Origin of the sequence: Mesorhizobium sp. M0062 (assembly GCF_040323125.1) — a bacterium.
Taxonomy (GTDB): Bacteria; Pseudomonadota; Alphaproteobacteria; order Rhizobiales; family Rhizobiaceae; genus Mesorhizobium.
The window spans coordinates 42,157-56,676 of sequence record NZ_JAMYUO010000008.1 but is presented as its reverse complement, the minus strand read 5'-3'; the positions used below and the strand labels follow the sequence as shown (position 1 = coordinate 56,676).

At 63.0% G+C, this 14,520-nt stretch carries 11 protein-coding genes; 8 read left to right on the top strand and 3 right to left on the bottom strand.

Translation table 11 applies throughout. The features are described from left to right. The first annotated feature begins 55 nt into the window (after nucleotides 1-55). From NKJ64_RS12175 to NKJ64_RS12150, 6 genes are all read left to right on the top strand, one after another. Nucleotides 56-1,522, top strand: coding sequence for an alpha-glucosidase/alpha-galactosidase (locus tag NKJ64_RS12175; protein ID WP_023687911.1), 1,467 nt, complete (start codon nucleotides 56-58; stop codon nucleotides 1,520-1,522). A gap of 98 nt (nucleotides 1,523-1,620) precedes the next feature. Next, the gene (locus NKJ64_RS12170; protein ID WP_023725460.1) at nucleotides 1,621-3,732 is read left to right on the top strand and encodes an ABC transporter substrate-binding protein; all 2,112 of its coding nucleotides are present in this window, start codon (nucleotides 1,621-1,623) and stop codon (nucleotides 3,730-3,732) included. A 99-nt stretch (nucleotides 3,733-3,831) separates the two neighbouring features. After that, nucleotides 3,832-4,839, top strand: coding sequence for an ABC transporter permease (locus NKJ64_RS12165; protein ID WP_023668135.1), 1,008 nt, complete (start codon nucleotides 3,832-3,834; stop codon nucleotides 4,837-4,839). After that, the gene (locus NKJ64_RS12160) at nucleotides 4,840-5,976 is read left to right on the top strand and encodes an ABC transporter permease (RefSeq protein WP_023687914.1); all 1,137 of its coding nucleotides are present in this window, start codon (nucleotides 4,840-4,842) and stop codon (nucleotides 5,974-5,976) included. A gap of 10 nt (nucleotides 5,977-5,986) precedes the next feature. Next, nucleotides 5,987-7,654, top strand: a complete 1,668-nt coding sequence (locus NKJ64_RS12155) for an ABC transporter ATP-binding protein (protein WP_352462640.1) — start codon at nucleotides 5,987-5,989, stop codon at nucleotides 7,652-7,654. A gap of 21 nt (nucleotides 7,655-7,675) precedes the next feature. Beyond that, complete coding sequence (locus NKJ64_RS12150; protein WP_031204338.1) at nucleotides 7,676-9,046, top strand: alpha-glucosidase/alpha-galactosidase; 1,371 nt, start codon at nucleotides 7,676-7,678, stop codon at nucleotides 9,044-9,046. 29 nt (nucleotides 9,047-9,075) lie between these two features. On the opposite strand, the gene NKJ64_RS12145 is transcribed toward NKJ64_RS12150, so the two are convergent. Beyond that, nucleotides 9,076-10,722: an acetolactate synthase large subunit gene (locus NKJ64_RS12145; protein ID WP_023824827.1), complete on the bottom strand. Its 1,647-nt coding sequence runs from the start codon at nucleotides 10,720-10,722 to the stop codon at nucleotides 9,076-9,078. A gap of 107 nt (nucleotides 10,723-10,829) precedes the next feature. Next, a complete protein-coding gene (locus NKJ64_RS12140) occupies nucleotides 10,830-11,717 on the bottom strand; it encodes an AraC family transcriptional regulator (protein WP_352462729.1) in 888 nt (295 codons plus the stop codon). A gap of 99 nt (nucleotides 11,718-11,816) precedes the next feature. Between NKJ64_RS12140 and NKJ64_RS12135 the strand changes: the two genes are divergently transcribed. Next, nucleotides 11,817-12,521: a glutathione S-transferase family protein gene (locus NKJ64_RS12135; RefSeq protein WP_352444552.1), complete on the top strand. Its 705-nt coding sequence runs from the start codon at nucleotides 11,817-11,819 to the stop codon at nucleotides 12,519-12,521. Nucleotides 12,522-12,646: 125 nt separating this feature from the next. Continuing rightward, nucleotides 12,647-13,207: an FMN reductase gene (gene msuE / locus NKJ64_RS12130; RefSeq protein WP_352444550.1), complete on the top strand. Its 561-nt coding sequence runs from the start codon at nucleotides 12,647-12,649 to the stop codon at nucleotides 13,205-13,207. A gap of 160 nt (nucleotides 13,208-13,367) precedes the next feature. Here msuE and NKJ64_RS12125 read toward each other — a convergent pair whose 3' ends face one another. Further along, nucleotides 13,368-14,399: a hydroxyacid dehydrogenase gene (locus tag NKJ64_RS12125; protein ID WP_352462639.1), complete on the bottom strand. Its 1,032-nt coding sequence runs from the start codon at nucleotides 14,397-14,399 to the stop codon at nucleotides 13,368-13,370. Nucleotides 14,400-14,520: the final 121 nt, after the last annotated feature.

Here is a 14,520-nt window from a genome sequence, read left to right as displayed (position 1 = left end):
CCATTCCCTTTCCTGTTGCTCCTTACCCGGCATTCGAATGCATCGAGGTGAGGTGATGAGTTTCAAAATCGCTATTATCGGCGCCGGCAGCGTGGGCTTCACCAAGAAGCTGTTCACCGATATTTTGTGCGTCCCGGAATTCAGCGACATCGAATTCGCGCTGACCGATCTCAGCGAACACAATCTGCAAATGATCAAGGCGATCCTCGACCGCATCGTCGAGGCCAACAAGCTGCCGACCAGGGTGACGGCGACGACCGACCGCCGCAAGGCGCTGGAAGGCGCGCGCTACGTCATCAGCTGCGTGCGGGTGGGCGGGCTCGAAGCCTATGCCGACGATATCCGCATTCCCTTGAAATACGGCATCGACCAGTGCGTCGGTGACACGATTTGCGCCGGGGGCATCCTCTACGGCCAGCGCAACATCCCGGTCATCCTCGACTTCTGCAAGGATATATTGGAGGTCGCCGAGCCAGGCGCCAAATTCCTCAACTATGCCAACCCGATGGCGATGAACACCTGGGCGGCGATCGAATATGGCAAGGTCGATACGGTCGGCCTCTGCCACGGTGTCCAGCACGGCGCCGAACAGATCGCCGAAGTGCTCGGCGCCAAGTCGCACAGCGAACTCGATTATGTCTGCTCCGGTATCAACCACCAAACCTGGTTCATCGATTTGCGGCTCAACGGCCGCAAGATCGGCAAGGACGAACTGGTGGCTGCCTTCGAGGCGCATCCGGTCTATTCGCAGCAGGAAAAGCTGCGCATCGACGTGCTGAAGCGCTTCGGCGTCTACTCCACCGAAAGCAACGGTCATCTCTCCGAATATCTGCCCTGGTATCGCAAGCGGCCGGACGAAATCACCCGCTGGATCGACATGTCCGATTGGATCCATGGCGAGACCGGCGGCTATCTTCGCTACTCCACGGAAACCCGCAACTGGTTCGAGACGGAATATCCGCAATTCCTCGAAGCGGCGTCGAAGCCGCTCGACGTATCGAAGCGCTCGAACGAGCATGCCAGCCATATTCTCGAAGCGCTGGAGACGAACCGCGTCTATCGCGGCCACTTCAACGTCAAGAACACCGGCATCATCACCAATCTGCCGCAGGACGCGATCATCGAATCGCCCGGTTTCGTCGATCGCTTCGGCATCAACATGGCGTCAGGCATCACGCTGCCGGAAGCCTGCGCGGCCACCTGCATGGCTTCGATCAACGTTCAGCGGATGTCGGTGCATGCGGCTGTTACGGGCGACATTGACCTGCTCAAGCTCGCGGTGCTGCACGATCCGCTGGTGGGTGCGGTGTCGACGCCGGAAGAGGTCTGGCAGATGGTCGACGAGATGGTCGTCGCCCAGGCGCGTTGGCTACCGCAATACGCCGATGCCGTGCCGGCCGCCAAGGAGCGGCTTTCGAAATCGATGGTGAAAACCCGCGACTGGGCGGGTGCGGCGCGGCGCAAAGTGCGCTCGATCGAGGAACTGCGCGCCGAAAAAACGGCCCTGAAACAGGCCGGCTGAGAATGCTGGCAGGCGGACAGCGGGAGGCCGGTTCGCCAATCAGCCGTCATGAATAGATGCGAGCAGCAGCAGACGTCGAAACATCTGGGAGGAACACAATGAGGAACTTTCGTGGAATTGGCATTCTCGCCGGGCGAAGAATTGGCATTCTCGCCGGGCTGGCGCTGAGCGTCTCGGCATTGGCGCTTGGCAGTGCATACGCGTCCGAGCCGACCACGCCGCCGGCGCCGGCGGCGTTTCCCGCCGAGGGCAAAATCAAATACGTCGCCCGCGATTCCATCCTGGAGTTCAAGGCGCTGCCCGAATATCACGAGCCCGAGTGGGTCACCGAGAAATACGTCAAGACTGGCAAGCTGCCGCCGGTCAAGGATCGCCTGCCGAAGGAGCCGCTGGTGTTCAAGACCGGCAACATGCCGGACGGCATCGGCGTTTATGGCGACACCATGCGCCACGTCATTGGCGGCCGGCCGGAAGGCTGGAATTATGGCGCCGGCCAGACCCAAGGATGGGGCGGCATCGACATCGGCCTTTCGGAATGCCTGACGCGCACCGCGCCTTTGTTCCAGGTCGAGGCCAAGGACACCGAGCCGCTGCCCAACCTCGCCAGGAGCTGGGACTGGTCGAAGGATGGCCACACGCTGACCATGCACCTGGTCGAAGGCGCCAAATGGTCTGACGGCGTTGCCTTCAATGCCGACGATGTCATGTTCTACTGGGACGATGAGGTCGTCGACCCCAATGTCTCGCCGTTGAACGGCGCCACAGCGGAAACCTTCGGTGTCGGCACGACGCTGAAGAAGGTCGACGACTACACCGTCGAGTGGACCTTCAAGGACGCTTTCCCCAAACAGTATCTCTACGCCATGGCCTACGGCACCTTCTGCCCCGGCCCGGCGCATATCCTGAAGCCGCAGCATCCGAAGTACTCGAAGAATACCTACGAGCAGTTCAAGAACGCGTTCCCGCCGGAATATATGAACATTCCGGTGATGGGTGCCTGGGTGCCGGTGGAGTATAGGCCCGACGACATCATCGTCTTGCGCCGCAATCCCTACTACTGGAAGGTCGACGAGAAGGGCAACCAGCTGCCCTATCTCAACGAACTGCACTACAAGCTGTCGACCTGGGCCGACCGCGACGTGCAGGCGGTGGCAGGGGCCGCCGACTTCTCCAACCTCGAGCAGCCGGAGAATTTCGTCGCTTCGCTGAAGCGAGCGGCGGACAAGGACGCGCCGGCCCGGCTCGCCTTTGGCCCGCGCCTGATCGGCTACAATCTGCGCATGAACTTTTCCGCCAATGGCTGGGGCAATCCCGACGAACGCGGCCAGGCGATCCGCGAGCTCAATCGCAATGAGGACTTCCGCAAGGGCATCACCATGGCGCTCGACCGCAAGGCGCTCGGCGACTCGCTGGTCAAGGGGCCGTTCACCGCCATCTACCCCGGTGGCTTTTCCTCGGGCACCAGCTTCTATGACCGCAACTCGACCGTCTACTATCCCTTCGACATCGAGGGCGCCAAGGCGGAACTGGCCAAGGCTGGTCTCAAGGATACGGATGGCGACGGCTTCGTGAACTTCCCGGCCGGGACCGCCGGCGGCAAGAATGTCGAGATCGTGATGCTGGTCAACAATGACTACGGCACAGACAAGAGCCTCGCCGAAGGCGTCGTCGGCCAGATGGAAAAGCTTGGCATCAGGGTCGTGCTCAACGGCCTCAACGGCACCCAGCGTGATGCCTCGCAATATTCCGGCCGCTTCGACTGGCTGATCAGGCGCAACGAGCAGGAGCTGACTTCCGTCGTGCAGAATACCGTGCAACTCGCGCCCGTCGGACCCAAGACCAGCTGGGATCACCGCGCGCCCGAAAGCGGCGTGGTCGACCTGATGCCGTTCGAAAAGGAGCTTGTCGACATCGTCAACAAGTTCGTCTCCTCGTCAGACAATGACGAGCGCGCCAGCCTGATGAAGACGTTCCAGAAGATCTCGACGGAGCATGTCTACAATATAGGACTGACCGAATATCCCGGCGCCCTGATCATCAACAAGCGCTTCTCCAACATCCCGCAGGGAACGCCGATCTTCATGTTCAACTGGGCCGAGGATTCGATCGTGCGCGAACGCGTCTTCGTCGCCGCCGACAAGCAGCAGAAATACGAACTCTTTCCCGACCAGCTTCCCGGCAAGCCCGGCGACAAGGGTCCGACGAACTGAGTTTCCTCCCCTGGCTGACGCCCGGCCGCGCTGCGCGCGCGGCCGGGACGGAGTAAGGTCAGCGGCAACAGATTAGATCCAAGGAGGAGAAACGGTCCGATGCTGCGATTCCTGGCCATGCGCATAGCATCGGCGGTGCCGGTCATGGTCATCCTGAGCCTGGTCACCTTTGCCATCATCCAGGCGCCGCCGGGCGACTATGCCGACTATATCCGTTCGCAGCTCATCAACCAGGGCGGGGCGTCTTTTGCCGAAGCCGACGCGCAGGCGCAGGCCTATCGGGTCGAGCACGGCCTCGATAAACCGCTGCCCGTCCAGTACCTGAACTGGGTCGCCGGCATCATCACCCGCGGCGATTTCGGCTACAGCCTCTATTACAACAAGCCGGTCGCCGCAGTGGTCGGCGAGCGGCTGCCGCGCACGCTGCTGCTGGCATTGGTCTGCCATCTGCTGGCGTCGGTGCTCGGCATCACCTTCGGCATCTGGGCGGCGACTAGGCAATACACATGGATCGACTCGGTGCTGTCGGCCATCTCCTTCCTCGGCATGACGGTGCCGCGCTTCCTGATGGCGCTGATCATCGTCTATCTCCTGGTCTTCCAGTTCAACGTGTCGGAGATCGGCAGCTTCTTCTCGCCGCAATATGGCGGCGCGCCGTGGTCGTGGGCGAAATTCGCCGACCTCGTCAAGCATGTCTGGCCGGTGGTGGCGATCGCCACCTTCGGCGGGCTCGCCTACAATATGCGCGTCATGCGCGGCAATCTGCTCGATACGCTGAACGCGCAATATGTCGAGACGGCCAAGGCCAAGGGCCTGACCGGCAGCGCCGTCGTCATGCGCCATGCCGTGCCCAACGCACTGCACCCGCTCATCATGTATCAGGGCGTGGTGCTGCCCTACATGCTGACCGGCGAGATCGAGACGGCGATCATCTTTGCGCTGCCGACGGTCGGGCCCGCCATCGTCGGCTCGATGGCGGTCGGCGACGTTTATGTCACGGCGACCTTCATGATGGTGCTGTCGGCAACGCTGATCGTCGGCAACATCATCGCCGACATGCTGCTCGCGCTGCTCGATCCGCGCGTACGCCAGTTCAGGGAGAGCTAGATGCTGGCGCGTGACCCATCCCCGCCGCCGCCCCCGGCTGAAGCAACCGCGATTGCGACCCCACGCGGCAATGAGAGCTATATGGCGCTGGTCTGGCGCCGGCTGAGGCGCTCCTGGACCGGCATGGCCGGGCTGATCCTGGTCGTGCTTCTGGTGCTGATGGCGCTGTTCGCCGATTTCTTCGCGCCGATGGACCCCAAGGTGACCGATGTCGCTTTCGCCCCGCCGCAAGTGATGAGTTTTCACGACAGAGACGGGAATTTCGTGCTCCAGCCGCGGGTCTATGCGCTGGCGGATTCTGCAGACCTCGACCCGGTCACCTTCCAGCCGGTCGTCGGGCCGGATTACGAGCATCCGCGCCTGCTCGGCTTCTTCGTCAAGGGCGCCGACTACCGGCTGCTTGGCCTGATCCCCGCCAACCGGCATTTCTTCGCTTCGGCCGACGGCCAGCCGGTGCATTTTCTCGGCACCGACAAATTCGGCCGCGATGTGTTGTCGCGCGCCATCCAGGGCTCGCGCGTCTCGCTGATGATCGCGCTGACGGTGGTGTTCATCATCACCGTCATCGGCACCACGGTCGGCATGGTCTCGGGCTATTTCGGCGGCCGCTTCGACGTCTGGATGCAGCGCTTTGTCGAGCTGGTGCTCGCCTTCCCGCAATTGCCGCTCTATCTTGCGCTGACGACGCTGATCCCGGTGACCGCGCCGACCAACGTCTTCCTCGCCTTCGTCATCATCGTCATGTCGGCGCTGGGCTGGGCGCAGATGTCGCGCGAGGTGCGCGGCAAGACGCTGGCGCTGGCGCGGATCGACTATGTGCGCGCTGCCATGGCGGTCGGCGCCACCGACATGCGTATCATCATGCAGCACATTTTTCCCAATGTGATGAGCCACGTCATCGTCGCCGTGACGATCGCGATCCCGACGGTGGTACTGCTCGAAGCCTTTCTCGGCTTCCTCGGCTTCGCCGTGAAACCGCCGCTGATCTCATGGGGGCTGATGCTGCAGGACACGGCTACCTATTCGGTCATCGGCACCTATCCGTGGATCCTGTCACCGGTCGGCTTCGTGCTGATCACCGTCTTTGCCTTCAACGCGCTGGGCGACGGCCTGCGCGATGCCGTCGATCCCTATTGAGGTGGCCGGGATGACCGTAGCGCTCGCAGCCACCTTCGCACCAGCCGTCCGGCTCGACCATGCCGGCCGCCACGACCAACCCATCATCGATGCCCGCAACATCGAGGTCGCCTTCAAGGTCGAGCACGGCGTCGTCGACGCGGTGAAGGATGTCTCGTTCCAGCTCTATCGCGGCGAGACGATCGCCATCGTCGGCGAGTCCGGTTCCGGCAAGTCGGTGACGGCGCGCGCTGTCATGGGGCTCTTGTCGAAGCGGGCCACCGTGTCGCCGAACTCGACCATCGACTATTGCGGGCAGGACATATTGAAATTCCCCGAGAGCGCCCGGCGCAAGCTGCGCGGCAATCGCATCTCGATGATCTTCCAGGAGCCGATGAGTTCGCTCAACCCGATCTATACGGTCGGCAGCCAGATCGTGGAGGCGATCAGGGTGCATCGAAAGGTCAGCCGCAAGCAAGCCTGGGCGCGGGCGCTCGAGCTTTTGCGGCATGTCCAGATCCCCGAGCCGGAAGCGCGCATCAAGCAGTATCCGCACCAGATGTCGGGCGGGCAGCGCCAGCGCGTGATGATCGCCATGGCGCTCGCCAACGACCCCGATGTGCTGATCGCCGACGAGCCAACGACAGCGCTCGACGTCACGGTGCAAGCACAGATCCTCAATTTGATCCGCAATCTGCAAAAAGAACTCAGGATGGCGGTCATCCTGATCACCCACGACCTCACCGTGGTGCGAAAATTCTCCGACTATGTCTATGTCATGCAGCATGGCGAGATGTGCGAGCACAACGTCACCGAGCGGCTGTTCGCCGACCCGCAGCATGCCTATACCAAGCGGCTGCTCGCTTCAGAGCCGCACGGCAAGCCGCAGCCGCTGCCGGAAAACAGCGGCACCATCCTCGAGGCCCGCGATATGCGCGTCTGCTTCATGCTGCGCCATGGCAGCTTCCTGAAGCCGGACTGGCGCGAGCTGGTCGCCGTCGACGATCTCGGCCTGAAGCTTTGCCGCCACGAAACACTGGGGCTGGTCGGCGAATCCGGCTCCGGCAAGACCACGTTCGGTCTCGCCTTGCTCAAGCTCACCGAGGCCAAGCGTGGCGAGGTCAGCTTCGACGGCCAGCCAATCCACGGCCTGTCGCGCGCCGAGATGCGGCCGCTGCGCTCGCGCATGCAGGTCGTCTTCCAGGATCCGTTCTCCTCGCTCAACCCGCGCATGACGATCGGTCAGATCATCGAGGAAGGGCTGGTCGTCAACAGGATCGGCGCGACACGGCGCGAGCGGGTCGATCGGGTGCGCGACGCCCTGGTCAGCGCCGGCATGCCCGGCGATATCCTGTCACGGTTCCCGCACGAATTTTCCGGGGGCCAGCGGCAGCGCATCGCCATTGCCCGAGCCATCGCGCTGGAGCCCGAATTCATCCTGCTCGACGAACCGACATCGGCGCTCGACCTTTCGGTGCAGGCGCAGATCATCGACTTGTTGCGCAAGCTGCAGGACGAACGCGGCCTTAGCTATCTCTTCATTTCGCACGACCTCAAGGTGGTGCGCGCGCTCTGCCATCGCGTCATCGTCATGCAGAACGGCAAGATCGTCGAACAGGGACCCGTCGACGAGGTCCTCACCCATCCCAAGACCGCCTACACCGAACGGCTCGTCAGGGCCGCCTTCGACGTGGCGTAGCAAAGTGCCGGAGGTTTTATAGTGGCAAGACATCCCAGGATCACCTTCATTGGCGCGGGTTCGACCGTGTTCATGAAGAACATTGTCGGCGACGTGCTGCAGCGGCCATCGCTGTCAGGCGCGACGATCGCGCTGATGGACATCAATCCGCAGCGGCTGGAAGAGAGCGCCATCGTCGTCAACAAGCTGATCGCGACGCTGGGCGTGAAGGCGAAGGCCGAGACCTATTCCGACCAACGCAAGGCGCTCGCCGGTGCCGACTTCGTCGTCGTCGCCTTCCAGATCGGCGGTTACGAGCCCTGCACCGTCACCGATTTCGAGGTGCCGAAGAAATACGGCCTGCGCCAGACCATTGCCGACACGCTCGGCGTCGGCGGCATCATGCGCGGCCTCCGGACCGTGCCGCATCTGTGGAAGATCTGCGAGGACATGCTGGCCGTCTGCCCCGACGCGATCATGCTGCAATATGTGAACCCGATGGCGATCAACACCTGGGCGATCTCAGAGAAATACCCTGAGATCAAACAGGTAGGCCTCTGCCACTCGGTGCAGGGCACGGCGATGGAACTGGCGCACGATCTCGACATTCCCTACGACGAGATACGCTACCGCTCGGCCGGCATCAACCACATGGCCTTCTACCTGAAGTTCGAGCACCGGCAGCCGGATGGCTCTTACCGCAACCTCTATCCGGACCTCGTCCGCGCCTATCGCGAGGGCAGGGCGCCGAAGCCGGGCTGGAACCCACGCTGCCCCAACAAGGTGCGCTACGAGATGCTGACGCGGCTCGGCTATTTCGTCACCGAAAGCTCCGAGCATTTCGCCGAATACACGCCCTATTTCATCAAGGAAGGGCGCCCCGACCTGATCGAGAAGTTCGGCATTCCGCTCGACGAATATCCCAAGCGCTGCATCGAACAGATCGAGCGCTGGAAGGGCCAGGCCGAGGCCTATCGCTCGGCCGACCGCATCGAGGTCGAGCAGTCGAAGGAATACGCGTCCTCGATCATGAATTCGGTGTGGACCGGCGAGCCGTCGGTGATCTACGGCAATGTCCGCAACAATGGCTGCATCACCTCGCTGCCGGACAATTGCGCCGCCGAGGTGCCGTGCCTGGTGGACGCCTCCGGCATCCAGCCGACCTATATTGGCGAGCTGCCGCCGCAACTCACCGCGTTGATACGCACCAACATCAATGTGCAGGAATTGACGGTGCAGGCGTTGATGACCGAAAACCGCGAGCACATTTACCACGCGGCGATGATGGATCCGCATACGGCCGCCGAACTCGATCTCGACCAGATCTGGGCGCTGGTCGATGAGTTGCTGGCGACACATGGCGACTGGCTGCCGACCTGGGCGCGTGGGAGCGCCAAGGTCCGGGCCGCCTGAGCGCTGCTGCGGCGGTATCTACTCCACCGTCAGGCCTCCGGTGGCGCCGGCAACCGGTGGCGCAGTTCCTCGACCAGCACGCGCTCGTTCTCCGAATAGTCGATCGGAACGACGACGAGATGGACGCCACCGCCGGCAAAAGCCTGTTCAAGCGTCGATTGTATTTCTGAGACGGCGCCGACCCTGGTTCCCTTGGCGCCATAGGCCTCGGCATATCTGACGAAATCGGGATTGCCGAAGGTCATGCCGAAATCGGGGAACCGGTCGACCGCCTGCTTCCAGCGGATCATGCCGAAAGCATTGTCCTCGATGATCAGCACGACGAGGTTGAGCTTCAGCCTGACGGCGGTTTCCAGTTCCTGGCTGTTCATCATGAAGCCGCCATCGCCGCAGATCGCCATGACGCGGCGTGCGGGATAGAGCATCGCGGCCGTCATCGCCGAGGGCAGGCCGGCGCCCATCGTGGCCAGGGCGTTGTCGAGCAGCAAAGTGTTGGCGACGCGCGTGCGGTAATTGCGCGCGAACCAGATCTTGTACATGCCGTTGTCGAGCGCCAGGATGCCATCGGCCGGCATCACCGCGCGCACGTCATGAACCAGACGCTGCGGCGTGAAACGGTCTTCGGTGGCGCGGGCGGCAATGCGGGTCAAAATGCCTTCGCGCAATGGCAGCAACGCTTGCGCGTTGGGGATCTTGCCCTCGATCCGGTCGGCAAGCAGCCTGAGCGAAGCGCCGATGTCACCGATCACTTCGGTCTGCGGGAAATAGACCTGCTCGACATTGGCTGGCTGGTAACCGACATGGATCACCTTCGGTCCCTTGTCGCCCATAATGAAGGGCGGCTTCTCGATCGTGTCGTGGCCGATGGTGATGATGAGGTCGGCCTGTTCTATCGCCTCATGCACATAGTCGCGCTCCGACAGCGCCGCTGTGCCCATGTAGAGTTCGGTGCCGCCGGGCACCGTGCCCTTGCCCATCTGGGTGGTGAAATAGGGAATGCCGGTTCTGATGACGAACTGGGCGAGGTCGGAGGTCGAGCGCGGCCGCGACGCGGCGGCGCCCAGCATCGCCAGCGGCCGCTGCGCCTTGATGATCATCTCAGCGGCACGGTCGAGCGCCAGCGGGCTGGCCAGCGGAAGCTCGACCGGATGCGGCGGGATCAGCGCGACATCGTCGCACTCCTCGGCCGCGATGTCTTCGGGCAGTTCCAGATGCACCGGCCCCGGACGCTCCTCCTCGGCAATCCGAAACGCTTCGCGCACCACGGCGGGAATGGTCTTCGCCGAGATGATCTGACGTGACAGCTTGGTCAACGGCTTCATCGCGGCGACGATGTCGACGATCTGGAAGCGGGCCTGGCGCGACGAGCGGATGCCCTTCTGCCCGGTGATCATGATCATCGGCATGGCGCCGAGCAGCGCATAGGCGGCACCCGTCGTCAGGTTCAGGGCGCCGGGTCCCAGCGTGGTGATGCACACACCTGGCTTGCCGGTGAGCCTGCCATGGGTGGCGGCCATGAACGCCGCCGCCTGCTCATGACGGGTGAGGATGAGCTGGATCGAGGATTTGCGGATGGATTCGACGACGTCCAGGTTTTCTTCGCCGGGAATGCCGAAGATGCGATCGACGCCCTCATTCTCGAGGGCGGCAACAAGCAGGTCAGAACCTTTGGGCACGAAGCATCTCCTGGGCAAAGCGGCGGCGAACCGCGTCGGGATATGATCAGACATAGTGCTGGCAAAGTCCTACCGCGAGGCGCGGCCGCCGCCAATATCGCTCTGCCTTACAGATCCTTCCGTTTCCTGAATTGGCCGGGCGAGACGCCGGCGTGGCGCCTGAAGGCGGTGGAGAAGGCGGCTTCCGAGCTGTAGCCGACCGCCTCGGCGACTTGGCCCAGGCTCTTGCCCTCGTGCAGCAGCCGGCTGGCCTGCCGCATGCGGCAGCCGAAGAGATAGGCCATGGGCGCTTCGCCGACGAGATCGCGAAAGCGGGCGGCAAAGGTTGCCCTGGAGAGCCCGACCGCGCATGCCAGGGTCTCGATCGTCCAGTCGTGGCCATAGGCTTCATGCAGGGTCGCGAGCGCTCTGGCGATCGCGGGGTCCTGCAATCCCCTCAGCCAACCTGGATTGTCCATGCTTTCCAGACCGGAGCGCAAGGCGCGCGTGACGATGGCCCCAGACAGGCGAGCCATTACTACGTCGCTGCCGGGACCTTCGTCGGTCGCTTCCACCAGCAAGGCCTCGACATAGCCACGCAGCCATTTGGGCAGACGGCCATTCGATCCCCGGATGTGAACGATGCGCGGCAGGCCGGCAAGTGCCGGATGGTCGGCGTCGCGAAAGGCGAAGGCGCCGCACAGGATGACGGTCTTTTCGCCTTCGCCGCCGCTGCGAATACGCCCGGCTGCGGTTTGGGTCGCCAGTTCGGCGGCGGGGACGTTCGCGCTTTTGAGCGCGCCGGGCGACCGCAGCACATGCGGATCGGCGCGCGGTGCAATGATCAGGTCGCCGGCATCGAGAGGCTCGACATCTTCCTCACCGAACACCGCCTCGCATCGCCCCTTGATGACGACGTGAATGCCGCGAAGTCCAGCCTGGCTGAACGAGATCGCCCAGGGCGCGGCCAGTTCGAGGCGCCGGTACCCGGCGGCTGCGAAGTGCAATTCGCGCATGAGGGTAGCCAGGAGATCCACGCTTCGCTCCAGAAACAGACGATCGATAAATCAATCCAGACGCTGTCGAATAGCGCGCCGGCCTTACTGGACCTAGCTATGCCCGACAGGCCGCTTGCCGGCGATAACGAAACTCAGGAGTTATTCATGCCGCCAATCGAGCTTTTTGTCGCGCAGCTTTGTCCCTATGCGCACCGTGTCAGGCTCGCCCTTGCCGAGAAAGGCCTGCAGGCGACGGAAATCGAAATCGATCTGCGCAACAAGCCGGCGTGGTTCCTGAAACTCACGCCGACGGGAAAGGTGCCGCTGCTGCGCCATCAGGGGCAATATGTCAGGGAGTCGGCGATCATCTGCGAATATCTCGATGATGCATTCCCCGAACGGCCGATTTTCCCCAGGGATGCTCATGCCCGCGCTGAGGCGCGCATCTGGATCAGCTTCGCCGACACGCAGCTTTACGCCAGGACGGCAACCATGATGCACAGTTCCGACGCTATGGTTCATGAGCGGATCAAGGCCCAGCTTGGCGACGCCCTGCGCTTTGTGGAACAGCATGCCTTTGCGAGGCGAGGGGCGGACGAACGGTTTTTGCTGGGCTCGGAATTCAGCGCCGCCGACGTCGCCTTCTATCCCTGGTTCGAACAGCTGTGCGTGCTTGAGAAATATCTGGGCTTTGCCATGCCGACCGAATGCGAGCGCCTGCTGCGGTGGCAGGAAACGGTTGCCGCCAGGGAGGCGGTGCGGACCTGCGCAAGGTCGCCCGGCTTCTACCTGGAATCCTATGGCCGGCTTCTCGCGGCCTGAGACGAGCGGGCAAACGGAAAAAAATTCCTCACTATGGTGCTGCAAGGTCAGTCATTTGCTTCTTGCGGCAGGCGCAAGCCTGTAAATATGCGGCATCAAGCAGGTCCGCGAGAGGTGAGAGAAACATGCCCAATCCAACCGTCGTCGGGTTTTCCGGCAATTTCACCCGGCCGTCCAAGACGCGCGGCTTCGTCGACCAGGTCGTCAGGGACATTGCGCGCCAGCATGGATTGTCGGCGAGTACCTACGACATCGAAGACCTCGGCCCCTCACTTGGCGCTGCCAAATGGGCGCGCGATCTCGACGGTCAGGCGCGGGCAATCTTCGACAGCGTCGTCAATGCCGATGTGCTGGTGGTGGGGTCGCCGACCTACAAGGGCAGCTACACCGGCCTGTTCAAGCACTTCTTCGATCTGTTCGATCCCGCTTCCTTGCGCGGTAAGCCGGTGGTGCTGCTTGCCACCGGCGGTAACGATCGCCACGCGTTGATCGTCGAGCACCAGTTGCGGCCGCTGTTCGGCTTCTTCGAGGCGCTGACGCTGCCGACAGGGGTCTATGCCACGGACAAGGATTTTTCCGATGGCGTGCTGCGGGCAGAACCCATCCTGAAGCGCGTCGAGCAGGTCGTCGGCGAGGTCGGGCTGGTGCTGGCCAATCGCTCAGCTGCCGGCGTCGCGGCCGGATAGCACGCAGATTTTTACGTGATCCGCAAATCAATACCCCGCCGGCCAGGCCTGGCGGGGTATCGCCGTGCAAAGGTTCCCGCGCTTGCGGTCATCCTGAGCGACGATGACAACGCGGCTTGGCCAACTGCGAAATCCATCTCAGGCGGATTTCTCGCGACAACTAGTTCCTGTCCGCCGGCTTCGAACGCATCCTTGACACCGTCTCGCGCTCGGCGCGCTTGGAGCGCAGAGGCGGCAGGCCGCGGTCGATCAGGTCCATGTCCTCCAGCACCATGTCGCCCATGCGCTTGAAGGCGATGTCAAGCGCACCGGCGCGGTGGGCGGAGCGCAGGAAGCCGGGGATCGTGCGGACCGGATGGTCCTGCGCCAGCGGTTCTTCAGGGAAGACATCGCTGGCGGCGACGATGTGGCCGCTTTCCACCGCCGCCATCAGGGCAGGGAAGTCGACGACGCCGGCGCGGCTGAGCAGGATGAATGCGGCGCCCTTGCGCATGGAGGCAAAAGCATTGGCACCGAGAAAGCCCTGATTCTCTGAGGTCACCGAAGCGACGACGAAGACGAAATCGCTGGTCGACAGCACCTCGTCCAGCGAGGCCGGCTCGACGCCACTGTCGATCAGGATCGATGGCGGCAGCCAGGGATCGAAGACCTTGGTGCGGGTGCGAAAACCCGACAGCAGTCGGTTGAGCGCACGGCCGAGATCGCCGAAGCCGATGATGCCGACATCGGCGCCGGACAGAAGCCGCGCCGTCAAATTGCCGTCGCCGCCCCACAGCTCTTCGCCTTTGCGGAAGGCGAGGTCGGCATCGACGATGTTGCGGGCGAGGTTGAGCGCCATGGCGAGGCCAAGCTCGGCCACCGGCTCGGCGAAGACGAGGCCGGTGGTGACCACATGGATGCCGCGCGCAAACAGCGTCTCATAGGGCATGTTGTTGATGAGGTTGGTCTCGACATTGAAGACGCAACGCAGCGCCTGCATCCGGTCCAAGGTCTCGGGCCAGATCGGCGGCTGGCCGATAATATAGCGGGCTTCGGCAAGCACGTCGGCGGGCAAGTTCGCCACGCCCTCGGCCGTCGTCTCGACGACGCGGTAATGCGCTTTGAGGCGCGCCAGCTGCGGTGAGGTGAAGATCAGGTCGAGCGTGCGTGGTTCCGGCGCGCTGATGACCAGCGGCAGGGCCTTGTTTGGCATAACGATTCCTCCCCGGCGCGATCCGTATCGCGTATTTTGCTTTGCACTTGTGGTAGTCCCCAAAACCGCTTGCCGCCGTCCGGCGGCATGTGCTTGAGGGGTAAAATACCCACGATTAAAC